27 protein-coding genes are annotated in these 23,293 nt (G+C 69.2%); 7 read left to right on the forward strand and 20 right to left on the reverse strand.

Going from position 1 to position 23,293, the window contains the following annotated elements:
• Window positions 1-7: 7 nt before the first annotated feature.
• From BEMPMBAN_RS28645 to BEMPMBAN_RS28680, 8 genes are all read right to left on the reverse strand, one after another.
• Window positions 8-1,873, reverse strand: coding sequence for a proton-conducting transporter transmembrane domain-containing protein (locus BEMPMBAN_RS28645; protein ID WP_234897750.1), 1,866 nt, complete (start codon window positions 1,871-1,873; stop codon window positions 8-10).
• Window positions 1,874-1,877: 4 nt separating this feature from the next.
• On the reverse strand, window positions 1,878-2,180 hold the full coding sequence (locus BEMPMBAN_RS28650; RefSeq protein ID WP_159234864.1) for an NADH-quinone oxidoreductase subunit NuoK: 303 nt from the start codon (window positions 2,178-2,180) through the stop codon (window positions 1,878-1,880).
• On the reverse strand, window positions 2,177-2,740 hold the full coding sequence (locus BEMPMBAN_RS28655) for an NADH-quinone oxidoreductase subunit J family protein (RefSeq protein WP_159234865.1): 564 nt from the start codon (window positions 2,738-2,740) through the stop codon (window positions 2,177-2,179). The genes BEMPMBAN_RS28650 and BEMPMBAN_RS28655 overlap by 4 nt, the downstream gene beginning before the upstream one ends.
• 4 nt (window positions 2,741-2,744) lie before the next feature.
• Window positions 2,745-3,584, reverse strand: coding sequence for a complex I subunit 1 family protein (locus tag BEMPMBAN_RS28660; RefSeq protein ID WP_200846159.1), 840 nt, complete (start codon window positions 3,582-3,584; stop codon window positions 2,745-2,747).
• 56 nt (window positions 3,585-3,640) lie between these two features.
• A complete protein-coding gene (locus tag BEMPMBAN_RS28665; protein WP_234897751.1) occupies window positions 3,641-4,714 on the reverse strand; it encodes a hypothetical protein in 1,074 nt (357 codons plus the stop codon).
• Window positions 4,705-5,049, reverse strand: a complete 345-nt coding sequence (locus BEMPMBAN_RS28670; protein ID WP_159234867.1) for an NADH-quinone oxidoreductase subunit A — start codon at window positions 5,047-5,049, stop codon at window positions 4,705-4,707. Before BEMPMBAN_RS28670 ends, BEMPMBAN_RS28665 begins: the two co-directional genes overlap by 10 nt.
• Before the next feature lie 76 nt (window positions 5,050-5,125).
• Entirely contained in the window at window positions 5,126-5,737 is a 612-nt protein-coding gene (locus BEMPMBAN_RS28675) for a GNAT family N-acetyltransferase (protein WP_159234868.1), read from the reverse strand.
• A gap of 5 nt (window positions 5,738-5,742) precedes the next feature.
• The gene (locus BEMPMBAN_RS28680) at window positions 5,743-6,171 is read right to left on the reverse strand and encodes a CBS domain-containing protein (RefSeq protein ID WP_159234869.1); all 429 of its coding nucleotides are present in this window, start codon (window positions 6,169-6,171) and stop codon (window positions 5,743-5,745) included.
• 109 nt (window positions 6,172-6,280) lie between these two features.
• Here BEMPMBAN_RS28680 and BEMPMBAN_RS28685 point away from each other — a divergent pair, with 109 nt between their 5' ends.
• A complete protein-coding gene (locus tag BEMPMBAN_RS28685; RefSeq protein WP_159234870.1) occupies window positions 6,281-7,141 on the forward strand; it encodes a ribonuclease Z in 861 nt (286 codons plus the stop codon).
• Here BEMPMBAN_RS28685 and BEMPMBAN_RS28690 read toward each other — a convergent pair.
• From BEMPMBAN_RS28690 to BEMPMBAN_RS28700, 3 genes are all read right to left on the reverse strand, one after another.
• A complete protein-coding gene (locus tag BEMPMBAN_RS28690; protein ID WP_159234871.1) occupies window positions 7,125-7,964 on the reverse strand; it encodes a transglutaminase family protein in 840 nt (279 codons plus the stop codon). The two genes, BEMPMBAN_RS28685 and BEMPMBAN_RS28690, sit on opposite strands and share 17 nt — an antisense overlap.
• 64 nt (window positions 7,965-8,028) lie before the next feature.
• Window positions 8,029-9,003 carry an alpha-E domain-containing protein gene (locus tag BEMPMBAN_RS28695; protein ID WP_159234872.1) on the reverse strand — a complete coding sequence of 325 codons (975 nt, stop codon included), beginning with the start codon at window positions 9,001-9,003 and terminating at the stop codon, window positions 8,029-8,031.
• Window positions 9,003-10,694 carry a circularly permuted type 2 ATP-grasp protein gene (locus tag BEMPMBAN_RS28700; RefSeq protein WP_159234873.1) on the reverse strand — a complete coding sequence of 564 codons (1,692 nt, stop codon included), beginning with the start codon at window positions 10,692-10,694 and terminating at the stop codon, window positions 9,003-9,005. The genes BEMPMBAN_RS28695 and BEMPMBAN_RS28700 overlap by 1 nt, the downstream gene beginning before the upstream one ends.
• A 237-nt stretch (window positions 10,695-10,931) precedes the next feature.
• On the opposite strand from BEMPMBAN_RS28700, the gene rpsT reads away from it, so the two are divergent.
• Window positions 10,932-11,192, forward strand: a complete 261-nt coding sequence (rpsT, locus tag BEMPMBAN_RS28705; protein WP_159234874.1) for a 30S ribosomal protein S20 — start codon at window positions 10,932-10,934, stop codon at window positions 11,190-11,192.
• Between the two features lie 31 nt (window positions 11,193-11,223).
• Here the strand turns inward: rpsT and holA are convergent, their stop codons facing one another.
• The 3 genes from holA to BEMPMBAN_RS28720 are packed head-to-tail and all read right to left on the reverse strand — an operon-like array spanning window position 11,224 to window position 14,527.
• Window positions 11,224-12,198 carry a DNA polymerase III subunit delta gene (gene holA, locus BEMPMBAN_RS28710; RefSeq protein WP_159234875.1) on the reverse strand — a complete coding sequence of 325 codons (975 nt, stop codon included), beginning with the start codon at window positions 12,196-12,198 and terminating at the stop codon, window positions 11,224-11,226.
• Window positions 12,195-13,706 (reverse strand): ComEC/Rec2 family competence protein, encoded by a 1,512-nt coding sequence (locus BEMPMBAN_RS28715; protein WP_234897752.1) that lies wholly within the window; start codon window positions 13,704-13,706, stop codon window positions 12,195-12,197. Before BEMPMBAN_RS28715 ends, holA begins: the two co-directional genes overlap by 4 nt.
• Window positions 13,703-14,527, reverse strand: coding sequence for a ComEA family DNA-binding protein (locus BEMPMBAN_RS28720; protein WP_159234876.1), 825 nt, complete (start codon window positions 14,525-14,527; stop codon window positions 13,703-13,705). Before BEMPMBAN_RS28720 ends, BEMPMBAN_RS28715 begins: the two co-directional genes overlap by 4 nt.
• 112 nt (window positions 14,528-14,639) lie before the next feature.
• Between BEMPMBAN_RS28720 and BEMPMBAN_RS28725 the strand changes: the two genes are divergently transcribed.
• From BEMPMBAN_RS28725 to BEMPMBAN_RS28735, 3 genes are read left to right on the forward strand one after another with little or no spacing between them, the layout of a single operon-like run.
• Window positions 14,640-15,293 (forward strand): hypothetical protein, encoded by a 654-nt coding sequence (locus BEMPMBAN_RS28725; protein WP_159234988.1) that lies wholly within the window; start codon window positions 14,640-14,642, stop codon window positions 15,291-15,293.
• The gene (locus BEMPMBAN_RS28730; protein ID WP_159234877.1) at window positions 15,293-16,438 is read left to right on the forward strand and encodes an acyl-CoA dehydrogenase family protein; all 1,146 of its coding nucleotides are present in this window, start codon (window positions 15,293-15,295) and stop codon (window positions 16,436-16,438) included. The genes BEMPMBAN_RS28725 and BEMPMBAN_RS28730 overlap by 1 nt, the downstream gene beginning before the upstream one ends.
• Before the next feature lie 35 nt (window positions 16,439-16,473).
• Complete coding sequence (locus BEMPMBAN_RS28735) at window positions 16,474-17,454, forward strand: acyl-CoA dehydrogenase family protein (RefSeq protein ID WP_159234989.1); 981 nt, start codon at window positions 16,474-16,476, stop codon at window positions 17,452-17,454.
• Between the two features lie 2 nt (window positions 17,455-17,456).
• Here the strand turns inward: BEMPMBAN_RS28735 and BEMPMBAN_RS28740 are convergent, their stop codons facing one another.
• Window positions 17,457-18,263, reverse strand: coding sequence for an SDR family NAD(P)-dependent oxidoreductase (locus tag BEMPMBAN_RS28740; RefSeq protein WP_159234878.1), 807 nt, complete (start codon window positions 18,261-18,263; stop codon window positions 17,457-17,459).
• A 59-nt stretch (window positions 18,264-18,322) separates the two neighbouring features.
• Between BEMPMBAN_RS28740 and BEMPMBAN_RS28745 the strand changes: the two genes are divergently transcribed.
• Both BEMPMBAN_RS28745 and BEMPMBAN_RS28750 read left to right on the forward strand, forming a co-directional pair.
• A complete protein-coding gene (locus BEMPMBAN_RS28745) occupies window positions 18,323-19,381 on the forward strand; it encodes an NAD(P)H-dependent amine dehydrogenase family protein (protein WP_159234879.1) in 1,059 nt (352 codons plus the stop codon).
• Between the two features lie 224 nt (window positions 19,382-19,605).
• Complete coding sequence (locus BEMPMBAN_RS28750; RefSeq protein ID WP_159234880.1) at window positions 19,606-19,911, forward strand: hypothetical protein; 306 nt, start codon at window positions 19,606-19,608, stop codon at window positions 19,909-19,911.
• A gap of 73 nt (window positions 19,912-19,984) precedes the next feature.
• Here the strand turns inward: BEMPMBAN_RS28750 and BEMPMBAN_RS28755 are convergent, their stop codons facing one another.
• From BEMPMBAN_RS28755 to nadD, 5 genes are read right to left on the reverse strand one after another with little or no spacing between them, the layout of a single operon-like run.
• On the reverse strand, window positions 19,985-20,824 hold the full coding sequence (locus tag BEMPMBAN_RS28755) for a DegV family protein (RefSeq protein WP_159234881.1): 840 nt from the start codon (window positions 20,822-20,824) through the stop codon (window positions 19,985-19,987).
• Between the two features lie 9 nt (window positions 20,825-20,833).
• The gene (gene octT / locus BEMPMBAN_RS28760; RefSeq protein ID WP_159234882.1) at window positions 20,834-21,577 is read right to left on the reverse strand and encodes a diglucosylglycerate octanoyltransferase; all 744 of its coding nucleotides are present in this window, start codon (window positions 21,575-21,577) and stop codon (window positions 20,834-20,836) included.
• The gene (gene gpgP, locus BEMPMBAN_RS28765; protein WP_159234883.1) at window positions 21,567-22,244 is read right to left on the reverse strand and encodes a glucosyl-3-phosphoglycerate phosphatase; all 678 of its coding nucleotides are present in this window, start codon (window positions 22,242-22,244) and stop codon (window positions 21,567-21,569) included. Before gpgP ends, octT begins: the two co-directional genes overlap by 11 nt.
• Window positions 22,241-22,633 (reverse strand): ribosome silencing factor, encoded by a 393-nt coding sequence (gene rsfS / locus BEMPMBAN_RS28770; RefSeq protein ID WP_159234990.1) that lies wholly within the window; start codon window positions 22,631-22,633, stop codon window positions 22,241-22,243. Before rsfS ends, gpgP begins: the two co-directional genes overlap by 4 nt.
• Window positions 22,630-23,262, reverse strand: coding sequence for a nicotinate-nucleotide adenylyltransferase (gene nadD / locus BEMPMBAN_RS28775; protein WP_272952260.1), 633 nt, complete (start codon window positions 23,260-23,262; stop codon window positions 22,630-22,632). Before nadD ends, rsfS begins: the two co-directional genes overlap by 4 nt.
• Between the last annotated feature and the right edge of the window lie 31 nt (window positions 23,263-23,293).

Consider the following 23,293-nt stretch of genomic DNA (forward strand, 5'->3'; position numbering starts at 1 on the left):
ATCCACCTCACGCGAGCAGTAGGACGACGGCGACGACCATAATCACCGCGGCGACCATGTAGTACTGGTGCAGTTGACCTGTCTGCGGTCTGCGGGCCAGCTCCCCCAGCCGCCGGGTGAGCGCCGCCGTCGCCTCGACCGCACCGTCGACGCGGTGGTCGGCGCGGGCGAGCCGGTCGGCGGTACCGCGCGCCACCGTCGCTGTCGCCTCGACGGCGCCGTCGATGACCCGGTCGTCGAAGCGCGCCGCAACCCCGGACAGCCGCGTCAGCGCGAGCGCGGCGCTGGACACCGACCGGTCCAGAACCTGGTCGTCGAACCGTGCCAGGCTGTCGGCCAGTCGCAGCGCAGGTGCCACCACCACCCGCTGCGCGGCCCGCTCGAGTCCGAACCAGGCCTGCGCCCACCGCGGCTCGGGAACACCCCACCGCCACACCGCCAGCACCACCGCGCCGGCCAGCACCGCCGAACCGGCCAGCTCGGTCACCGGCGCGCTCGCGGTGATGCCCAGCGGTGGCAGCGCGAGCACACCCGCCCCCGCCGCGCCGATCGCCAGCACCACCAGAGGTAGCTGCTCCAACCCACCGGGCGCCGCACCGACGGTGTTGCGGTCGGGTGCCGGACGCCAGAGGACCAGCAGGATCTTGCCCGCGTAGGCCGCGGACAGCGCAGTGGCCAGCAGACCCGCCGCGTACCACCACACCGAGTGTTCGAGCGCGACGGCCAGCACCGCGTCCTTGGTCGCCCACAGCGACAGCGGCGCGACACCGGCCAGCGCCAGCGCCGACACCGTCGCCGCGACGCCGACGACCCGCCACTTCCGGGCCGCCCCGCGAAGGTCGTCGAGGTTCTTGCTGCCGAGCAGCGTCAACCACGCCCCGGCCGCGAGGAACAACCCGGCCTTGGTGAACGCGTGCGCGACGAGTTGTGCCGCACCGCCGCCGATTGCGCCCAGCCCGGCGGCCATCACCACAAAACCCAGCTGCGCGGAGGTGGACGCAGCCAGCAACTGCTTGAGATCGCGCTGCGCGACGGCCACCAGGCCCAGCCCCACCGCGGTCGCCGCGCCGAGCCACACGGTCGCGGTCGCGGCCCAGCCGGTGGCAGCGAGCAACGGCGACACCCGCAGCAGTAGGTAGGCCCCCATCGCCACCATCGCCGCCGAGTGCAGCAGCGCGCTCACCGGGCTGGGGCCCTCCATCGCCCGCGCCAGCCAGAACGAGAACGGCAGTTGCGCCGCTTTGCCCAGCGCGGCGACCAGCACACCCGCGGCGATCACGTGCCGCCAGCCCGGCGTCGAATCGGCCAGGTCCCCCAGCGCCAGCCCGGCACCCCCGGCCAGCGCGGCGCCGGCGGCGAGGTACAGCCCGAGATCCGCGGTGCGGGTGGTCAGGAACGCGGTCAATCCCGCCGAGACACGATGCTGGTCCTGCCACCGGAAGCCGATCAGCGCGTAGGACGCCGCCCCCATCACCTCCCACGCCAGCAGCAGCGCCGGCAGGGTGGTCGCGGTGGCGGTCAGCATCGCGGCGGCGGCGAACACCAGCATGTACCCGTGGAACCGGTGGCCGGCCACCGCGCGCTCGCCCGCCGCGAACGTCAGTACCAGCAGCGTGATCACGGCCACCGCGGGCACCACCGTGCCCGACAGGCCGTCGACCCCCAGTGCGAAGTCCGTTCCCGCCAGGAACGCCACCCCGACCGCCGGCCGGGTCACCGCGACCACCGCCGACAGCGCGGCCACCACGGCCGACACGCCGATGGACACCGCCGCGGCGGCGCGCACCGGTGTGTGGGTCAGCAGCAGCGTGACGCCGGCGAGCGCGGGCAGACACACCAGTGCCCACAGCGCCAGGTCGGGAAATGTGAGCACCGGGCTATCCCGACAGGTCCGTGGCCATGTCGGTCATATCGGCCCGGCGGTCACGGTGCAGCAGCGTGGCGACGGCGAATCCCATCGCCATCTCCACCGTCATCGCGGCGATGATCACCATCAGCAGCACCTGACCCGTCGGCGCGGGCGCCAGGAACCACCACAGGCCCGCGGCAGCGAGGATCACGGCGTTGATCATCAGTTCCAGGCCCATCATCACCATGACCACCACCTGCTGGGACAACGCACCGTAGAGGCCGACGCAGAACAACGCGGCGGCCACCAGCAGCAGCATCTGCAGGGTCATCGTCCGACTCCGCCCGGTTGCGGATCCCGCGGCGGCCGTTGGTCGAGGTGGTCGCCGAAGCGGTCGTACCGTCCCCGGTGCGCCGCCAGCACCACCGCCCCGACGATGGTGGCCACCATCACCGGGCTGATCACGATCATCGCCAGCATCTTGGGACCCATCAGCGCCTCCCCCAGCGCGACCGTGACGTCCGCGGGTGGCGTCCCGCGGCGGGCCGGCCAGTCGACCAGCAGGATGCCTGCGCTCAGCAGCAGGAACAGCCCGACCGAGAGAGCCAGCGACAGGCGTTTGCCGTGGACCATGCTCATCGGCATCAACGCCGGGTTCATCCCCATGAACATGACCATGTAGACGGCCATCACCGCCATCTCCATGACCATCATCAAGATGACGACCACGCCGACGTAGTTCTGCTGCAGCAGCAGCACCACGACCCCGACCGCGATGAACGACGCGGCCAGCGCGTAGGTGGCCCGGGCCATCGAGTCGACCGCGAACACCGCGGCCCCGGCGGTCACGGCCACCGCGGCGGCGATCCAGAACACGATGTCGGTGATCACAGTGTCAGCCCCTCCAGACCGCGATGACGGCGACAACGAGGTCCTGTGCGAGCACCAGGGGCAACAGCACCATCCATCCCACCTCCATGAACTTGTCGGGTCGCCACAGCGGAAGGCGGCGCCGCACCAAGACGAACAGCGTCAGCAACACCACGGTCTTGACGAGCACCCACAGCCAAGCCGGAAGCAGCGGGCCGGCGCCGCCACCGAGGAACAGCGGGACCGCGAACGCCGCTCCGGCAGCCAGCAGGGCGTACCGGCCGACCTCGAACAGCAACCGGTCGACGCCGGAGAGTTCGGCAGTCACCCCGCCGGCGATGTCGTCACCTACCGCGGCCGACAGCGGACCCCACACCGAAAATCCGGTCACCCCAAGGCAATACACCACGAATGCGACAGGCATCCAGACCACGAACCACAGGTCCTGCTGGGCGGCCGCGACGGTGCCGACGTGCAGGCTCTGCGCCGCGATCGCCGGAGCGACCAGCGCGAACATCAGTGGCAACTCGTAGCCGAGCCCCTGCGCGAGGAAGCGGTAGCCACCGATCAGCGAGTGTGTCGAGTTCGGCCCCCACCCGGCGAGCCACACCAGCGCCCAGACCAGCACATCCATCGCGTTGAACCAGACGACCCCGACATCGAGGTCGAACAGCACCCACTTCCCGAGCGGCACCACCGTGATCATCAGCAACGCGGCCACGAGCAGGCCACCGCCACCGAGACGCCACAGCGGCCGATCCGCCTCGATCGTCACCCGGCGCCGCTGCCGCATCAGCCGTGCCGTTTCACCCACCGGCGCCGACAGCTGCGCTCTGTCGAGCGCGGCCGCGTAGTACGCGAGCATCAGCAGCAGCGCCGCAGCCACCGGCGCCCAGGCCGCCGACACCACCGTCGTCCCGGTCACGGCGCCCCCAGTTGTGCGGCCACCGTCGTGTCGACACCGAGCCCGGCGATCACCAACCGGACCGCGGCCACGTCGAGGCCGACGACGATGCCCGGCAGGGCGTCGGCGACTGCCGCCGGGTCGACATGCAGCCGATCAACGGTCGGCCGGTTCGACAGCAGTTCGCCGACCACCCGGATCCGGGTCTGCAACCGGTCGTAGGTGTCTCCCGCAAGCGAGGCCGGCAGCCGGGCGACGGCAAGCTGGTCGGGGCTCAGCGGTGCGAGTCCGTGCAGCGACCAGCGAAGCAACCGTGAACGGCGCACACTGCGCCGCAGCCGTTCGAACTGGTCCCGGGCGTGTTGGTCGCGGGGGTCGTCGAGCAGCAGATCGCGGCACCGGCGTGCTCTCTTCGCCAGATGCGGCCAGCCCGCCAGCGTGAGCAGGTCGACGAGGTGGTCGCACTGCCGGGCCGCGACGGGAGCTGCGGGGGCGGGATGGTGATCGGAGTCCAGCAGCGTGACCGTCGCCTCGGTCACCACGTCGCCGCTGAGCACGCACCGAAGCCGCATCCCGGAAGGCCAGTGGGCGAGGACCGGCCCCAGCCCCAGGTGCAGCACGTCCATCTCCAGTCCGTCGCGGTCGTCTGCACCGCCGGCCAGCGGGACACCGGACGGCGCCATGTCCCCGTGGTCCATGTCCCCGTGGTCCATGTCGCCGTGGTCCATGTCGCCGTGGTCGGGGCGCTGCGGGCGGCTGCGCGCGTCGCCGACTTGCGCTGCGGTGTCGAGCAATTCGGCGGCCGCACAGTCGAGCACGTCGTCGACCGCGTAGCCGTCGGCCACCTCGGTGCGGACCCGTGGCCCCGGCAGTTGATCCCAGACCAGATCGATCACCGCAGCCATCTGCGGGCCCGGCACGCCGCACACCGCCAGCACGTCGGCGTCGGCGGGACTGACCGCCATCCGCCAGCCGCGGGCCAGCACCCGGCGCTGCAGCGCGACGCGGGTCGGCCACTGCCCTGGCAGCTCCACGGCGAGGACATGCGTTCGGGCGACGGCCAGCCGCGCCGGAAACCCCTTCAGGACCACCGCAGCGCCCCTTCCCGCCAGGCCCACACCACGGCGATCAACAGTGCCGCGAGGAACACGAACATCTCGACGATCGCGCTGAAGCCCATCTCGACGACCACGACCGCCCACGGGTACATGAACAGCATCTCGACATCGAATGCCAGGAAGATCAACGTCGCCAGGTACCAACGCACGTGGTAGCGCGACAGCGCGTGTTCCTCGGGCCGCCAACCTGATTGAAACGGCAGCGACACCAGCGCCTCAGGCGCCACCGCGGTCAACCGGTGCAGCAGGTACGCGCCGACCCCACCGACCAGGCACACCAGAAGCATCGAGGCGATGCCGGCGTACATCGAGTCGACTCCTATCCGTGGGCGGGCCTACGGCTCCGTGATCGGGGCCTACGGCCAGTTCCCCGATCCTTTCGCGCTATACCGGCTGCCGCCACATCTGCCACATCGTGGGCCCGCCATCGGGCATGGTGATCTCACCCGTCACCTCGAACCCGAACCGCATGTAATAGGGAACGTTGGACTCCTTCGTCGACTCCAGGTAGGCAGGCGCACCCTCGGCGTCGCAGCGATCGAGCCGTGACCGCATCAGCACCTGACCGAAGCCGGACCCCCGGACCTCGAGGTCACTGCCGATGACCGCCAGATACCAGTGCGGCTCTTCCGGATGGTGCTCCTTCATCAGCTCGGTCATGCCCATCCCCCGCCCGACGTGGCGCCCCATCGCCAGCAGGAAGCTGGGCATCATCCGCCACTCCTCGCGCGGGGTGTGCTTCCACCGGCCCGGCGGATCCCACAGGGCGGCAGCGCCGACCTCCCCGGCCCGGCTCGCCACCTGTACCGCGCCGCCGGCGAGGAAGTGGTGTCGGGCCATCGCGCCGAACACCCGCGGCAGGGCCCTGGCCCGGCGGGCGTCGTCGGGCAGCATCCACCTCATCACCGGGTCGTCGAAGAAGGCGCGCCCCAGCACGCGCGCCAGAGCCCGCACGTCCGGCTTCTGCGCGACGCGGACGTCGATGCTGGTCGGCACGCTGCTCACCCCTGGGTGATGTAGGCCTGAAGCTGCTGCTGTTCGCGCTCGAGTTCTTCCATGCGGGTCTTGACGACGTCGCCGATGCTCACGATCCCGGCGAGCCGGCCATCGACCACGACCGGGACGTGCCGCACCCGGTTGGTGGTCATCAACACACTGAGGCTGTCCACGGAGTCCTCTGGCGTGCAGGTCGCCACCAGCGTCGTCATGATGTCGGAGACGGGCCGTGTCAGCAGCTCGGCACCCACCTCGTGCAGCATCCGCACGACGTCGCGTTCGGACACGATGCCCAGCAGCCCGTCCGGCGAGACCACCACCATCGCTCCGATGTTGTGTACGCACAGCTCCGTCAACAGGCCGGCAACCGAAGTCTCCGGGGTGATCGTGGCCACTGTCGCACCCTTGTTGCGCAGCACGTCGGATATCCGCATCGAACTCTCCGCCCCGTTGTGGGTTTCTTCCTCCAGGCTAGGCAAAAAAGACGGCTGCGTTCGGCGTTTTCGGCCGCCCGGACGCCCATTCAGAGGGTTAGGTGGTTGCATGATCGAAGTCACCCTGCTCGGCACCGGCAGCCCCATCCCCGACGCGCGGCGCGCGGGACCGTCCACACTCGTGCGCGCCGGCGGGCAGACGTTCCTGGTGGACTGTGGCCGAGGGGTACTGCAACGCACCGCCGCGCTCGGGGTGGGCGCCAACAGCCTCAGCGCCCTGTTGCTGACCCATCTGCACAGCGACCACATCGCCGACCTGGGCGACGTGCTGATCACCCGGTGGGTGTCCAACTTCGCCCCGGACCTGGCGCCGCTGCCGATCATCGGCCCGCCGGGAACCGCGGAGGTCGTCGAGAACATGCTGAAGGCGTTCGGACCCGACATCGGCTACCGCATCGCCCACCACGCCGACCTGACCGCGCCGCCGCCGGTCGAGGTGGAGGAGGTGACCGACGGTGTGGTGTGGGGCCGTGACGGCGTCTCGATCCGGGTCGCCCCCACCGATCACCGTCCCGTGGCGCCCACCATCGGATTCCGGATCGAACACGGCGGGGCGTCGGTGGTGCTGGCCGGTGACACGGTGCCCTGCCGAAGCCTCGACGACCTGACCGCCGGAGCAGGAGCACTGGTGCACACGGCGATTCGCAAGGACCTGATTGATCCGCTACCGATGCAGCGGATCAAGGACATCTGCGACTACCACTCGACGGTGGAACAGGCGGCCGAGACGGCAGCCCGCGCCGGTGTCGGCATCCTGATCCTCACCCACTACGTGCCGGCGATCCAGCCCGGTCAGGAAGAGGAGTGGCGCGCGTTGGCTGCGTCGGTGTTCGACCGTCAGATCGAGATCGGGGACGACCTGCACCGGGTGGAGGTCCACCCCGGGGTGTGCGCTAAGCCAGGCGGGTGATCTCGACGACGACGTCGAGGTCGGTCGACCCCTCGCCCGAGTAGATGCCCTTGAGCGGGGTGACATCGGCGTAGTCGCGGCCGACCCCGACGCTGATGTACTGCTCGTTGATCTCCTTGTCGTTGGTGGGGTCGTAGTGCCACCACTCCCCCGTCCACGCCTGGATCCAGGCGTGGCTCTGCCCGTCGACGGTGTCACCGAGCTTGGCGTTGCGCTTGGGGTGCAGGTATCCCGACACGTACCGCGACGGAATTCCCATGCCGCGCAACACCATCAATGTCAGGTGGGCGAAGTCCTGGCACACCCCTCTACCCTCGCGCAGCGCGTCGACCCCCGAGGTGTGCACCCCGGTGGTACCGGGCACGTACTTCAGTTCGGCCGCCACCCAGCGCGCGGCCTCGATGACGGCCTCGGTGGGTTCGTGGTACTTCGCGATGCGACGGCCCACCCGCTCGATCCGCTTGCTCGCGGGGACGTAATGCGTCGGTGCCAGCATCTCGTCGTACTTGTCGATCACCGCCTCGCCCTCGAGGTCCTCCCAGCTGATCTTCGCCTTGGGCTTTTCCGGGCGGTCGGTCTCCACCACCGACGACGCCGTCACCTCCAGTTCGGTGTGCGGCGCGTGCAGGTCGAATGCCGTCACCGCGGTACCCCAGTAGTCGACATAGCGGTAAGACCTTGTGGCGGGCGCGGTTTCGACCCGGTTGAGGATGACGTTCTGTCGCGAGTCCGACCGTGGGGTCAGCCGCGCTTCATTGAACGACGCGGTCACCGGGGATTTGTAGGCGTAGCCCGTCGCGTGCACCACGCGCATCCGCCACATCATCCACTCCTCTTCATGGTCTGCTCTTCGCCCGAGAACTCATCGCTGCGCCAGCGGTTCATCGTTAGATCTCTCCTTCTTCGATGACCAGAGCGTTGCGGCCGGCGTCGGTCCACGCGACCCACGGCGCCGAGTGGAAGTACTCCAGCGCCAATGCTTCTCCGACGTCTGCGCACGTAGCCTGAATTGCGGCCAGCCGTTCCTCCAGGGATTCCAGCAGCACCCCCTGCGGCATGAACTCCAGTTCGCTGCGGGCCCGCCCGAGCAGGCGCTGCACCTCGGCGGTGGCGCCCACCCGGGCCGGCCGCCGCTTGTGCAACTCGTCGAGGCTGTGTTCGGCCAGTCGCAGCGAGTACATCACCGAGCGCGGGAACAGCCGGTCCAGCAACATGAACTCCACAACCCGGGCGGCATCGAGCACACCGCGGTAGGTGCGCAGATACGTGTCATGGGCACCCGCCGAGCGCAGCACGGTGACCCACGCCGGCGAGGATGCGCTGTCGCCGACACGCGACAGCAGCAGTCGCACCGTCATGTCGACGCGTTCGATCGCGCGGCCCAGCACCATGAACCGGTAGCCGTCGTCGCGGGACAGAGTGGAGTCGGCCAAGCCGGCGAACATCGCGGCGCGTCCTTCCACGAAGGACAGGAATTCGTGCGGCCCGAGGCGTTTGGCGGCCCGCTCCTTCTCGGCCAGCGCGTTGTAGGTGGTGTTTAGGCACTCCCAGATCTCGGTGGACGTGACTTCGCGTGCGCCGCGGGCGTTTTCGCGGGCCGCCGAGATAGCCTCCACAATCGAGCAACCACCTTCGGTGTCCCGGCTGAACGCCACCAGATCGGTGAGCGACCACAGGTCCAGGGCGGTATCCGGCGGCTCGATGCCCAGCACCCGCAGCAGGGTCCGGGACGCGTGGTCGGGGTCGACGCTGGAATCCTCCAACAGTTGGTGCACGGTGACGTCGAGGATGCGGGCGGTGTCGTCGGCTCGCTCGACGTAGCGGCCGATCCAGTACAGCGATTCCGCATTGCGCGCCAACATCAGCGCACCACCGCCTGCTGCTTTTGCTGTTGCTGCTGCTGTTGCTGTTGCTCTTCCTGACGGTTGGCCTGCGACTGTTGCTGCTGGGTGGACGACCCGTCACCGTTCCTGTCGGCCTTTGTCCCCTTGCCCGACGCCTTCGGCAGCGACCGGACGACCTCGGCAGCGGCCAGTTCGCGGTCGGCCACCGACGCGCGCGAGGCCAACACCCAGGTGTCCTTGGAGCCGCCCCCTTGACTCGAGTTCACCACCAGCGATCCCTCCGGCAACGCCACGCGGGTCAGCCCGCCGGGCAACACCCAGACGTCGTCCCCGTCGTTGACGGCGAAAGGCCGCAGATCGACATGCCGGGGTGAGAGGGCGTCGTCGATCTGGGTCGGGACCGTGGACAGCTGCACCACCGGCTGGGCGATCCAGCCGCGCGGATCGGCGTTGATCTTCTTGGTGATCGCCGCCAGTTCCTTCTCCGAGGCGTCGGGACCGAACACGATGCCGTACCCGCCGGAGCCCTCGACTGGTTTGATCACCAACTCGTCGACGCGGTCCAGTACCTCCTCGCGCTCGGCATCGAGCCAGCACCGGAAGGTGTCGACGTTGGCGAGCAGCGGCTTCTCCCCGAGGTAATACTCGATGATCGTCGGGACGTAGGTGTAGACGAGCTTGTCGTCGCCGACGCCGTTGCCCACCGCGCTGGAGATGACGACGTTGCCGGCGCGGGCGGCGTTGAGGATTCCCGCGACACCGAGCACCGAGTCGGGCTTGAACTGCATCGGGTCCAGGAAGTCGTCATCGATGCGCCGGTAGACGACGTCGACCTGGCGTTCGCCCTCGGTGGTCCGCATGTACACCGTGTTGTCGCGGCAGAACAGGTCACGGCCCTCGACGAGTTCGACGCCCATCTGCCGTGCCAGCAGCGAATGCTCGAAGTAGGCGGAGTTGTACACGCCGGGGGTCAGCACGACGACCGTCGGATCGGCGACGTTGTTGGCCGCGGCGTTGCGCAGGGCGCGCAGCAGATGTGACGCATAGTCCCCGACGGCGCGTACCCGATGGGTGGCGAACAGGTTCGGGAACACGCGGGCCATGGTGCGACGGTTCTCCATCACGTAGGAGACACCGGACGGGGACCGCAGGTTATCCTCCAGAACCCGGAAGGTTCCCTGCCCGTCGCGGACCAGGTCGATGCCCGCGACGTGGATGCGCACCCCGTTGGGCGGCACGATCCCGACCGCCTCGCGGTGGAAGTGTTCGCAGGACGTGACCAGCCGGCGCGGTATGACACCGTCGCGCAGGATCTCTTGTTCGCCGTAGATGTCCTCGAGGTACATCTCCAGCGCCTTGACGCGCTGCCGGATCCCCCGCTCCAGTCGGGTCCACTCGGCCGCCGAGATCACCCGCGGCACGAGGTCGAGCGGGAACGGCCGTTCCTGTCCCGACAACGAGAACGTGATGCCCTGGTCGATGAACGCCCGGCCGAGGGCCTCGGCGCGCGCCTCGAGTTCGGCGACATCGGAGGGCGCGAGTTCGGCGTGAATGCCCTTGTAGGGACCCCGGACGTTGCCGTCACCGTCGAACATCTCGTCGAAGGCCTCGGAATACGCGCCGAGGTCGTTGTAGCCGCCGAAGACGCCGTCATGCCGTTTTGCCGTCTTGGAGTTGCTGCGCGAGGTCCGTACCGTCTCGGTGGCCAAGATGTCTTGTGCTCCTCACGTGGGCGGTGGTGCAGTTGGCGGTGCTGATCGGTTCCCGTGCGACGCGTTTCGCATACGCACGACTGCCATGCTGCAACATTTCCGCTGTTTCGGCAGGCCAGTGGGTCTCGCTTTGGGACATTTCTGGCCCCGCTGGTACCCTGAACACTCGCTGCCCACACCAGGGCGCCCCCATGACTCAAGCAACCCGACCAAGATTTACGAAGGAATACACGCGTGGCCAACATCAAGTCGCAGCAGAAGCGGATCCTCACCAACGAGCGCCGCAGGCTGCGCAACAAGTCGGTGAAGTCGTCGCTTCATACCGCGGTGCGTGGATTCCGTGCGGCCGTCGACGCCGGCGACAAGGAGAAGGCCGGCGAGCTGCTGGCCTCGACCACCCGTCAGCTGGACAAAGCGGCCACCAAAGGCGTGATCCACAAGAACCAGGCCGCCAACCGCAAGTCCGCGCTCGCGCAGGCCTTCAACAAGATCTGAGCTCCGCCCTTCACTGAGGCCTGAGCTCCGCTCAGTCCTCGGCGAGCTCCGCGACCCTGCGTACGGCGGTTTCCAGCGCGTAACCCGCATCCGCTGCCGCACCCTTGACGTCAGCGTTGAGCGTCGCCACCAGCCGCATCGCCTCGGCGACCGAGTCCCGCGACCACCGGCGTGACTGTTTCTGGGCTTTCTGCACGCGCCACGGCGGCATACCCAGTTCACCGGCCAGCCGGTACGGATCTCCGGACATCGGACCGACTCGGGCGATCGTGTGCACCGCCTCGGCCAGCGCATCGGCCAGGACCACGTGGGGTTCGCCGCCCATCATCGCCCAGCGCAGCGCCTCGGCCGCGCCTGCGACGTCACCGACGACGGCTTTGTCCGCGATGTCGAATCCCTTCACCTCGGCCTTGCCGGAGTGGTAGCGGCGCACCGCTGCCGCGCTGAGATCACCGCCGGTGTCGGCGACCAGCTGCGAACACGCCGAGGCCAGCTCGCGGATGTCGGAGCCGACCGCGTCGAGCACCGCGGTCACCGTGTCGTCACCCACCTTGACCCGCAGCGCCCGGAACTCCTTGCGGACGAAATCGGCCCGCTCCGATGCCTTGGTGATGCGCGCGCAGGGATGCACCTGGGCTCCCAGCTTCTTGAGCTGATCGGCGAGAGACTTGGCGCGGCCGCCGCCGGAGTGCGCCACCACGAGCATCATCCCGTCGGGCAGATCCGCCGCGGCGGTCTCGATGATCGCGGCCGCATCTTTGCCCGCTTCGGCGGCGGACTCGAGCACCACGACACGTTCGTCGGCGAACAGCGACGGGCTGAGCAACTCGACGAGCTCGCTGGTGCTGACCTCACCGGCGCGCAACCGGTCGACGGGGATGTCGGCAGGGGCGCCGCCGCTGCCGGCGGAGGCCCGCGCGTGCTTCAGCACCGCCGCGATGGCCCGTTCGACCAGCAGCTCTTCGTCACCCAGAATCAGGTGCAGGCCGGTTCTCTCTCGACTCACCGCACGATCGTGTCATGCCTCGACGACACCCGACCGCACACCCGCTGCCACGCCGCGGCGATGCCCAGCGCCGCGATCCCGATGGTCAGCACCCCGGCCGCTCCCGACGGGACCGGCACCGACGCGGCAGGAAGGCCCGCGGCCCAGTGCGCGACTCTGAGCAGCCACCACACCTCCGGACCGGTGAAGCGGATCAGCAGTTCGGCACCGGCAGGCCACAGCGGGCACAGTGCGGCGGCGGCGGTGCCGATGACGGTGATCGGCGGGATCACCGGCGCCACCACCAGGTTGGCGGCCACCGCGACCAGACTCACCGATCCCGAGATACCGGCCACCAACGGCGCGGTGACCAATTGTGCAGCCACCGCGACGCTGACGGCGTCGGCGAGCGGGCGGGGCCAGCCACGCCCGGCGAGGTGCCGCGACCACGCCGGGGCGATGAGCACCAGCGCGGCGGTGGCGGACACCGACAGCGCGAACCCGATGTCGACCGCGAGTTCCGGCACGGCGACGAGCAGTCCGATCACGCTGGCCGCCAATGCCGGCAGCGCCTGGCGGCGGCGGTGCGACAGCACTGCCAGCAGGGTGATCGCACCCATCACCGCCGCGCGCAGCACGCTGGCCGAAGGCTGCACCACCACCACGAAACCCAGCAGCGTGACCGCGGCCAGCACCACTGCCGCCCGCGGCCCGACCAGCACCGCGGTCAACAACACCGCACCGCAGACGATGGTCACGTTCGCCCCCGACACCGCGGTCAGGTGGGTCAGGCCCGAGGCGCGGAAGTCGGCGGTCGTCTGTGCCGGCACGGTGGAGGTGTCGCCGAGGACCAGCGCGGGCAGCATGGCCGCCTGGTCGGCAGGCAACGCCGCCCGCGAGGACTGTGCGAACCTGCTCCGGACCTCGTGGGCCGCACGGTGCACCGGAGCCGCCGCGCCGAGGGTGGGCGCACCCTTGGCCGCAAGCACCGCGACCGTGAGGACACGTCGCTTCGGTTCACTGATCTGAGCGCGAAACGCCACCGGCTGCCGGGCCATCACCCGCGAGTACTCGCCGCCCGAAGCGAAGACGACGACCCGGCCTGAGGATCGGGACCCGGCGAGTTCCAGCAGCGACCCGCGGAACATCGTCCGCCCGCCCGCCAGCACCCGGGGAGTCTCGGTCGGGGTGACGATGACGGTGGCGACCTCGCCGAAGTAGCCGGAGACCGCATGGTGGCGGACCTCGTCGACCCGCAACCACACCGCGACGGACATGCCGCCACCCAGCACCAACACCGCCGCCACGCCGGTCCCCAGCGCTCGGCGGTCCGCCGGTCGGCCCTCACCACGGCTGCCCCACCAGCCGACCGCGGCCGTGACCGTCACCGCCGCCGCCAGCGCGGTGAGCGAACCGGCCTGCGCCCACACGATCCCGGCGGCCGTGACCGCCCACGCGGTCAGCGCCGCGGGGACCAGCCTCAGGTCGGGGGCCGACACAGTGGGCGTTGCGGACACCACCGACGTCACACCCGGACATGATCGCGCAGTTTGTCCAACCGGGCCGGTCCGATGCCGTCGACGTCGGCGAGCTGATCCACTCTGTCGAACCGCCCATTGGCCTCGCGCCAGGCGACGATCGCCGCGGCCGTCACCGGCCCCACGCCGGGCAGCGTGTCGAGTTCTTCGACGGTTGCCGCGTTCAAGTCGACCAAGCCGGCCGTACCGGAGCCCTCGCCACCTGCTGACGGTGCCGCCGGGGACGCGGCGGGATCGGCCACCACCGAACTGCCCATCTGTACCGGTTGCCCCGGCGGTGCACCGATTCCGACGACGATCTGCTCTCCGTCGGTGACCCGCCTGGCCATGTTCAGACCCAACAGGTCGGCGCCGTCGAGGGGGCCACCCGCGGCGTCCAGGGCGTCGGCGATCCGGGCACCGGGGTCCAGCGTGACCAGACCGGGTGCGTTGACCAGACCCACGACGCTGACCACCACGGGGGGCGCCGGACCGGAGGTGGCCGCCCCGGCACTCGGAGCATCCGACGAAACCATCTCCACCGGCGGAAGTTTCGCGGAGACCACCGCGGGCGGTCGATCACCGAACAAACTCAACACCGTCACCAGCACGGCGACCGCGCCCACGACACCCAACGCGACCACCCCGGCCCGGCCCGGGTCAGCCCTGACCTTCGAGATCCAGCCGGCCGGGCCCGTCGACGTGGATTCCGGCAGCCATCGCGACAACGACGTGTCGGGCTGCTCGCCGACGTCCTCGCTGTCGGCGGCACCGATGACTTCGTCTGCGCCGAGGCGTCGACGCAGCCGCTCTGCGGGCAGTTCGGTTGACATGCGCCCGACGGTAGGCGCGCCGGCGGACGTCGGCGGGTCCCGGCGCGACGGCCGCCTCGTTCTGGGGATGAACACCGCACTGGGGATGACGGTGGCTACGATTGCTCCCGATATGAACCGTCGCGCCCCGATGATCGCAGGCCTGGCGTTCGCGGTGCTCTACGCGACGGCCCTGCTCGTGATCCCCGCGCTCGCCGGAGCCGACGAAGGCGCCGTCAGGGCGCAGGCGCTGCTCCTGGCGTTCGCCGTGCTCGCCCTGGTCGTCGTGCTGGCGTTCGCCCGGGAACGGTTGAGCGGGCCGGCGGCGCACGTCTTCACGATCGGGTCAGCCGTGCTGGTCGCCCAGTTGTGCCTCGGGATCTGGTTCACCGGTGGTCCTGCGTTGCGTCCCGGTCAGCTGGACACGGACGCGGCGCGGGTCGTCGGCGACGTCGGCGCGATGTGGCTGCCCGCTGCGACCGTCGCTCACATCCTGGTGGCCGTCCCGATCCTGTTGGCCGCCAACGAAGATCTGCTCCCGCGGTGGCTGGGCACCGGCGCTGCGGTGTTCACCGTCGAGCAGCTGGTCGAGACCATCACGATCATCGGGCCGCCCGGCAGCTTCATCTCCCCCGGCGGCCCGATGAACCACTATCTCGGCGGCACGCTCACGGCCGCGTTCTTCCTGGCGGTGGGGATCGCCCTGTCGCTGCCCGAGCGCACGGGGAACGGCACCGGCCCGACGGTGGCCGAAACCGCTCCGGCCGACGAGACCGCAGGGCAGTGATGGCTCTTTCCCGCTTGGTACCCCGGTCGGCGGCCGATCCGGCCGCCACCGAAGGGTTGCGGCATCAGGTCCGGCAATTCCTCGCCGAGCAACTCGCTGCCGGTGCGTTCACCCCGTCGGTCGACGCGTGGCTGTGCGGTTGGGACGAAGACTTCACCGCCGCGCTGGCAGCGCGCGGCTGGTTGGGCATGACGGTGCCCGTCGCCTATGGCGGACACGGGCGTTCATTCCTCGAGCGGTTCGTTGTGACCGAGGAACTCCTCGCCGCGGGCGCCCCCGTGGCCGCCCACTGGATCGCCGACCGGCAGATCGTGCCCTCCCTGCTCAAGTACGGCACCGAGGCCCAGAGGTCGGAGTTCCTTCCCAAGATCGTGCGCGGCGAGTGCTTCTTCGGCATCGGAATGAGCGAACCGGATTCGGGTTCCGATCTCGCCAGCGTGCGCACCCGAGCGGAGCGGGTGGCCGGCGGCTGGTCACTCACCGGCACCAAGGTCTGGACTTCCGGTGCTCACCTCGCCCATGCCTTCATCGCGCTCGTGCGGACCGACCCCGTCGACCCCGCTCATCGACACGCCGGCCTCAGCCAGTTCATCGTCGACCTTCGAGGACCGGGGGTCGAGGTTCGGCCCATCGTCTCGATGAACGGTGCACACCACTTCAACGAGGTGATCCTCGACGGCGCATTTGTTCCCGATTCCATGGTGTTCGGTGAGATCGGTCAGGGTTGGCAGCAGGTGACCTCGGAGCTCGCCTTCGAGCGCAGCGGACCGGAACGGTTCCTGTCCACCTTCGTGTTGCTCGACATGTGTGCGGAAATGATTGCTGGACAACAACTCCCGCGTGACAACGATATCGGCCGCCTGATCGCCCGGGTCGCTGGACTGCACCAGATGTCCTCGGCGATCGCGGGCGCCCTGGAACGCGGAGAGCCCGCCGACGTGCCCGCGGCGGTGGTCAAGGTCCTGGGCACCACGACCGAGGGTGACATCGCCGAATTCGCCCATCAGGCCGACGATCACAGAGCCGGCCAACACTTCACAGACACCGTGGCCTCGGCCATGGATCAGCGTCCGGGCTTCACCCTGCGCGGCGGAACCAACGAGGTACTGCGCGGTGTGATCGCCCGCGGTTTGGGTCTGCGGTGACGGCGCCGGAAGTCGAGCCGGCACTGGCCGACCTGATGGACACCGTCTTCGCCGACTACCGCCGATCGTCCGCATCGCCGGGCACCGGCCTCGACAGCGACTTCTGGCGTCGCCTCGACGAGCTGGGGTTGGTTCGCCTCACCGGTGCCGAACAGGCCGGTGGAAGCGGCGCCGGATGGTATGAGACGACCGAGCTGTTGACCGCGGCGGTTCGCCACGGTGTGCGAATCCCTCTGGCCGAGCATGACCTTCTGGCGTGTTGGGTGTTGGAGTCGGCGGGAGCCCAGGTCGACGAGGCGGTGCGCACGGTGTGCCTGCTCGATCAGGCCGGCGCGGCCTCCGGGGTGCCGTGGGCGTCGAGCGCCGATCGGATCGTCGTTATGTGGCAACGTGAGGGTGACTATCTCGCGGTCGACGCCGAACCCGGGAAGATCTCGATCTCGGCCGGCGCCAACATGATCGGTGAACCACGCGACACCGTCATCGCCGACCTCGGATCGTTGGCCGGCATCCCGGTCGCGGGCGACGTCGTCACCAAGCTGCGCTTGAAGTCCGCTCTGGTCCGGTCGATACAGGTGTGCGCTGCCCTGGACGAGGCGCTGGCGCTGTCGATCGATCACGTGAGCTCGCGTGAGCAGTTCGGCCGGCCGCTGTCGAAGTTCCAGGCCGTGCAGCACCTGATCGCCGACATCGCCGCCGAAGCCGCCCTCGCCCGGTCCGCCACCGAGGCCGCACTGTCCGCCGCAGTCCTCAGCGATTGGTCTGCTCCACATCTCGAATTCCTTGTCGCAGCGGCACGGTCGTGTGCCGGACACGCCGCCTCGGCTGTCGTGCGCGACGCCCACCAGCTGCATGGAGCGATCGGCACCACCCGTGAGCACCGACTGCACGAGTTCACCAGGGCCGCCCTGGCGTGGCGCTCGGAGTACGGGTCGATGCGGTACTGGGACGACCGGGTCACCGACATGGCACTGCAGGCGGGGCCCAACAAGCTGTGGAGTCTGATCAACCCGTGAGCTCAGCGCACGATCACCGAGCTAGGTTGCCGGGGGTGCCCCAACATGTCCCGATGTGAGGGCGGCCTGCGGCCTCCCTCGTCGGTGATCCCGTAGCGTTGCGCCAGTTCCGCGCCGATCACCGTGTGGCCGCTCAACTCACCCAGACCCGGATCGCGGTACAACGCATCGATGAGATGACCGGTGAATTCCGGGGTCTCGGCCTGCTCGGCGAACTCCGCCAGCGCGTCGGGATTGCTCTGGAAGGCCGAGCGCAGTTTGTCGGTCAGCAGGATGCCCATCCAGATCGACACCGTCGCCACGGCGGTACCGCGGAAGTCCACCGCCATGTCGGCGGCCATCTTGTCGACACCGGCCTTCTGCGCCCCGTAGGCAGGGCCGTGCATGTAGCAGACCGACCCCGGCGAGGAGGTGAAGACGATGAGTCCGCGGTCCGCGGCCAGCAGCAGCGGCGCGGCGTGCCACGCCGCGATGTAGGACGACCGCAGGCCGACGTCGAGCACGTCGGCCAGTTCGCGCGGTTTCTCCCAGAACGGTGCGGCGCCGATCAGATCGTCGGAAATGATTGCGGCGTTGTTCACCAAGACATCCAGCCGGCCGCACTCCTGACCCACCCGGGCGAACAGCCGCTCGACAGCGGCATCGTCGCGGTGGTCGAGCGGGACCGCGACGACGCCGTCGGGCGCGTCGCGCATGCTGCGTCCCGTCCCGTACACCCGCCATCGGTTGGCCGCCAGTGCAGTCGCGATGCCCCGCCCCGCTCCCCGGCTCGCGCCGGTCACGACGGCCACCGGCGCCGGGTCAGTCATGTGGCCAACCCTAGAGGCAGTAGCTTCATCTGTTGAACCATTCTCGACGAGGAGATGTCATGAGCAGAGCGCACCCCGACCGACCGCTTCGTGTCATCCAGTGGACTACCGGCAACATCGGGCGACGGTCGCTGCACGCCATCATCGGTCGCGACGACATGGAGCTGGTCGGCGTGTTCGCCCACGGCGCCGACAAGGTGGGGGTCGACGCAGCGGAGCTGTCCGGGTGGCCCGAACCCACCGGGGTGAAAGCGACCGATGACATCGAGGAACTGGTGGCGCTGAAGCCCGATGCCTGCTGCTACAACCCGTTGTGGCCCAGCATCGACGAGCTGGTCCGGCTGCTGGAGTCCGGCATCAACGTCTGCTCCAGTGCCGCCTGGATCACCGGCGGCAAGCAGACACCCGCGGATCTGGACCGCATCCGGAAGGCCTGCGAGACGGGCGGATCCACGATCTTCGGCAGCGGTGCGCACCCGGGGATGAGCAACCTGGTGGGAATGGTGCTCTCCGGGGCCTGCGAGCGTGTCGACGAGATCCGGATCACCGAATCGGTGGACTGCTCGACCTATGAGTCCGCCGGCACCCAGACCGCGATGGGCTTCTCCCAGGATCCGGAAACACCTGGGCTGGCGGAGAGCGTGCGCAAAGAGAGCGAGGTCTTCGCCGAGTCCGCCGCGATGATGGCCGACGCGATCGGGGCCAGGCTGGACAGGATCACGTTCGACGTGACATTCACCGCGGCCACCGGTGACAGCGACCTCGGCTTCATGCAGATCCCGAAGGGCACCGTCGCCGGCGTGCACGGCTACCACCGCGGCTGGGTCGGTGACCGCAACGTGGTCAGCGTCGGTTTCAACTGGATCATGGGTGATCAGGTCACCCCACCCAAACCGCTCGAGGACGGCCATGTCGTCCAGGTGTTCGGTCTGCCCAACATGCGCACGGTGGTGCACTGCCTGCCGCCCAGGGATTGGACCGAACCGGGCTTCATGGGGCTGGGCATGATCTACACCGCGATGCCGGTGACCAACGCCGTTCCGGCAGTCGTCGCCGCGGCGCCGGGCATCGTGACGCTGGCCGATCTGCCGCCCATCACCGGCCGCTCCGCGAAGTAACACCCGCCTACCGACACCCCGCCGGAATTGCATTCCAGCAGGGCCTCTCTCGACATCTCGCTGCTGGAATACAGTTCCGGCGGGGGGAGGCGACCGCTGTGTTTCTGCCAGCGGCCGTTCAATTACTGCCACCGGAATTAATCTCCTGACCTGCTGGTTTAAGCCATCAGAACCAACAAGATCAGCAAGATCAGCAAGATGTAGAACACATAGGGAGCAGGACAATGAAGAACCTCACCGCCGCAACCGCCGTCACCGCCATCGCCGCCGGATTCACCGCCGCCTTCGTCGGGCTGGCCGGCCCGGCCGCCGCCGCCCCCTCGGGAAGCAGCGCCACCGACACCATCGCCGCGCTGGAAGCCGACGGTAACCGCGTCATCGTCAACCGCCGGGGATCGACCGCACTCGACAACGCCGAGGTCGTCTCGGTCCGCCAGGGCCAGCCCATCCGCGAGTACGTCTGGGACGCCCAGGGCGACGACAAGGTCCTCGAAACCACCGGCAACGTGTACTTCGTCGACGTCAAGTAGTCACCCGAACCACAAAAGGGGTGCCCCTCCCCCCGGGGCACCCCTTTTGTCATTCCATCACCGCGTAGCGCGCCTACGGTGTCGCGACCTGCACGGCCACCCCGACTGCTCCTGCCCCCACGTGCACCGACAAGACCGGCCCCATGTCGGCGACGGTCAGCGACGACAGTTGCGGAAGGCGTTGCGTCAGTGCGGCGCCCAGAGCGTCGGCGGCGTCGTGGTTGTCGACGTGATGAACCACGACGTCGGCGGTGTTCTCACCCACCACCTCGGCGACCCGCTCCACCATCGCCGCGTGCGCCTTGGTGACCGTTCGGATGCGCTGGTCGAGCACCAGTCGCCCGTCGACGTCCAGACACAGCAGGGGCTTGAGCGCCAGCGCAGTGCCCAGCCACGACGCGGTCGTGCGGATCCGCCCGCTGCGCCGCAGGTTGTCCAACCGGTGCACCACGAGGAAGACATGCGTCCGGCCCAGTGGCGCCCGCGCCGCGCCCTCGACAGCATCGAGATCGGCACCCGAGGCCGCGCAACGCGCCGCAGCCATCGCCGCGAAGCCGACACCCATCGCCGCTGAGCGGGAGTTCACCACCCGCACCGACGGTCCGAATTCCCGCGCCGCGGTGACGGCCGCGCTGTAGGTGCTCGACAACGCCGCCGACAGGTGCACCGCCACCACGCCGTCGCCTCCGCTGTCGGCCAGAGCCTGGCGATAGGTCTCCACCAGCTCGGCCGGTGTGGCTCCCGCGGTCGTCACACCATTCCGGTCGTGGATGTCGTACGGGACGTCGTCCACACCGTCACGCAGATCCTTGCCGTCGACCAGCACGTGCAACGGGACCTCACGGATGTCCCAACGGCTGCGCTCGTCGAGCCGTAGGCGCGAGGACGAATCGCAGACCACCACCACGGACATGGCCGACCGCTAACCGCTCGAATCGCGCAGGTGCACACCGGCTTCGGCGAGTCCTTTGATCATCAGTTCCGCCACCGCCCGATGCGCCTCGAAATTCCAGTGGATGCCGTCCGGGTTGCCCCGACCGCTCATCACCTGCTCCCCCACCGCCGCTTTGAGATCCACCAGCGGCACCTCGTGCTCGGCTGCCCATCGGGTGATCGCCTCGACCGTCCCCGGTCTGCCGTGGTGCGCCATCCCGTAGGTGGGCGCCCTGTGCACCGACGGCAACGACGCCACCACCGGAATGCCTGGGCGGTTGAAGTCAATTGCCGCCCTGGTCATTTCGAGGTACTCCGCGGTCAGGTGAGGTGGCAACGCCGGCCGCGCCACCGGCGAGAACCGGGGCTGCGCCCAGCCGTAGCCGTCCCGCACCCAGCGGCGCAGCCATGGGGGCCGGACATACCGAATCATCTCACGCAGAGCGGTGGGCAACGGTGACGGCAGCGAATCCATCCCCGAGGTCGCGAAGATCACCGCACCGGCGCGCGGCAGCGCCGCCCACGACCGCGGGTCCTGCGTCGCCGCCCACCACACGTCGCGACTGGTCCAGCCGATCCGGCCGATCAGCTCGAGATCCCAACCTAGTTGGTCGGCAACGATCTTCGGCCAGATGCGAGGATCATCCGCCGGCAGCCCCCCGGTCGGACCGTAATAGGACAGCGAGTCGCAGAACAGCAGCAAGGTCCGGCGGGGTGACGGCTCAGAGGACATCGTTGGCGACCTGCGCCGAGGCGTTCCAGACGTCCAGACGCCACCGGATGTCGTCGAAAGAGTCACGCGCACCGTCGGAGCGGGTGTGTCCGGCCAACTGCACCCAGCTGGCGTTGCCCATGCCGCCCAGCACCGGCCAGTTGTCGACCGGCAGGCCCAGCAGCGCTCCGGTCAGGGCGGCGATCAGCCCGCCGTGCGCCACCAGCACCACCGGCCGGTCGGGTTCGTCGCCGCCCCACTCGGGCTGACCCGCCACCAGCTCCCGCATCAGCGGCATGCTGCGGGCCGCGACGTCGACGCGGCTCTCACCGCCGTGCGGAGCCCAGCGCGCATCGTCGCGCCAGGCCAGCCGGGCGCCCGGGGCCACCGCGTCGACCTCGAGGTGGGTCATCCCCTGCCAGTCACCGAGATGGGTCTCCCGCAGCCGGGTGTCGATGCTCACCGGCTGCCCGCTGCGGTCCCCGAGTGCGACGGCGGTGTCCAGCGCACGCCGCAGGTCCGACGACACGATCAGCAGCGGCTGGCGCTTGGCGAGCACCTCGGCCGCGGCGACGGCCTGTTCGCGCCCGAGTTCGCTGAGATCGGTGTCCAACTGGCCCTGCATCCGGCTGCCGGCGTTGTATTCGGTCTGCCCGTGCCGCAGCATGACCAGTCGACGGATCGTCATTCGGTCGGCTCCCCCGCCGTGTCCTCAGGACTGTCCAGGTCGACGGGCACCGTCGGGCAGTCCCGCCACAGCCGGTCCAGCGCGTAGAAGTTGCGCTCGTCCTGATGCTGGATGTGCACGACGATGTCGACGTAGTCCAGCAGAGTCCAGCGGCCTTCGCGGGTGCCCTCACGGCGGGCAGGTTTGTATCCGGCGGCGCGCATCTTCTCCTCGACCTCGTCGACGATCGCGTTCACCTGCCGCTCGTTGGACGCCGACGCGATGACGAAGCAGTCGGTGATGACGAGTTGGCCCGAGACGTCGATGACGACGACGTCGTCGGCGAGTTTGGCGGCCGCAGCCTGTGCGGCCACTACTGCCATGTCGAGGGCTTCCTGGGTGGCGGTCAGAGCCGGTCTCCTTTACCTGTGGGGCTGGCGCTCTTGTCACGTCGGTAGAGGTCTCGTTTCGCGACATACTGCACGACGCCGTCGGGCACCAGATACCAGATCGGTCTGGCCTCCTCGGCGCGGATCCGGCAGTCGGTCGAGGAGATGGCCAGCGCCGGCACCTCCACCAGGTGCAGCGCGTCGGCGGGCAACTCCGCCATCGCGGCCGCGATGTGCTTGCCGTCGAGCTCGTATCCGGGCCGGTTGACGCCGACGAACCGGGCGATCGCGAACATCTCCTCCCAGTTCTGCCACGACAGGATCGACGCGAGCGCATCCGCGCCGGTGATGAAGTACAGGTCGGCGTCGGGATTGAGCGCATACAGGTCCCGCAGCGTGTCCTTGGTGTAGGTCGGCCCGCCGCGATCGATGTCCACCCGGCTGACGGAGAACCGCGGATTGGAGGCCGTGGCGATCACCGTCATCAGGTAACGGTCCTCGGCGGCGGTGACGGTCCTGGTGCGTTTCTGCCATGGCTGACCGGTGGGGACGAACACCACCTCGTCGAGTTCGAACAGGTCGGCGACCTCGCTGGCCGCGACGAGGTGGCCGTTGTGGATGGGATCGAAAGTCCCGCCCATCACGCCCAGCCGTCTCTGCCGTTGCCCGCCTGATTGCACG

The organism is Mycolicibacterium austroafricanum (genome assembly GCF_902705885.1).
GTDB classification, from domain to species: Bacteria; Actinomycetota; Actinomycetes; order Mycobacteriales; family Mycobacteriaceae; genus Mycobacterium; species Mycobacterium vanbaalenii_A.

Coding starts and splice junctions, on each gene's coding strand:
- BEMPMBAN_RS28745 (WP_159234879.1), top strand. CDS start 18,323: ATGAGCAGAGCGCACCCCGACCGACCGCTTCGTGTCATCCAGTGGACT.
- BEMPMBAN_RS28650 (WP_159234864.1), bottom strand. CDS start 2,180: ATGACCCTGCAGATGCTGCTGCTGGTGGCCGCCGCGTTGTTCTGCGTC.
- BEMPMBAN_RS28755 (WP_159234881.1), bottom strand. CDS start 20,824: ATGTCCGTGGTGGTGGTCTGCGATTCGTCCTCGCGCCTACGGCTCGAC.
- octT (WP_159234882.1), bottom strand. CDS start 21,577: ATGTCCTCTGAGCCGTCACCCCGCCGGACCTTGCTGCTGTTCTGCGAC.
- BEMPMBAN_RS28720 (WP_159234876.1), bottom strand. CDS start 14,527: ATGTCAACCGAACTGCCCGCAGAGCGGCTGCGTCGACGCCTCGGCGCA.
- BEMPMBAN_RS28680 (WP_159234869.1), bottom strand. CDS start 6,171: ATGCGGATATCCGACGTGCTGCGCAACAAGGGTGCGACAGTGGCCACG.
- BEMPMBAN_RS28690 (WP_159234871.1), bottom strand. CDS start 7,964: ATGTGGCGGATGCGCGTGGTGCACGCGACGGGCTACGCCTACAAATCC.
- gpgP (WP_159234883.1), bottom strand. CDS start 22,244: ATGACGATCCGTCGACTGGTCATGCTGCGGCACGGGCAGACCGAATAC.
- BEMPMBAN_RS28685 (WP_159234870.1), top strand. CDS start 6,281: ATGATCGAAGTCACCCTGCTCGGCACCGGCAGCCCCATCCCCGACGCG.
- BEMPMBAN_RS28730 (WP_159234877.1), top strand. CDS start 15,293: ATGGCTCTTTCCCGCTTGGTACCCCGGTCGGCGGCCGATCCGGCCGCC.
- BEMPMBAN_RS28725 (WP_159234988.1), top strand. CDS start 14,640: ATGAACCGTCGCGCCCCGATGATCGCAGGCCTGGCGTTCGCGGTGCTC.
- BEMPMBAN_RS28740 (WP_159234878.1), bottom strand. CDS start 18,263: ATGACTGACCCGGCGCCGGTGGCCGTCGTGACCGGCGCGAGCCGGGGA.
- BEMPMBAN_RS28660 (WP_200846159.1), bottom strand. CDS start 3,584: ATGCTCGCGTACTACGCGGCCGCGCTCGACAGAGCGCAGCTGTCGGCG.
- BEMPMBAN_RS28735 (WP_159234989.1), top strand. CDS start 16,474: ATGGACACCGTCTTCGCCGACTACCGCCGATCGTCCGCATCGCCGGGC.
- BEMPMBAN_RS28695 (WP_159234872.1), bottom strand. CDS start 9,003: ATGTTGGCGCGCAATGCGGAATCGCTGTACTGGATCGGCCGCTACGTC.
- BEMPMBAN_RS28670 (WP_159234867.1), bottom strand. CDS start 5,049: ATGTACGCCGGCATCGCCTCGATGCTTCTGGTGTGCCTGGTCGGTGGG.
- BEMPMBAN_RS28750 (WP_159234880.1), top strand. CDS start 19,606: ATGAAGAACCTCACCGCCGCAACCGCCGTCACCGCCATCGCCGCCGGA.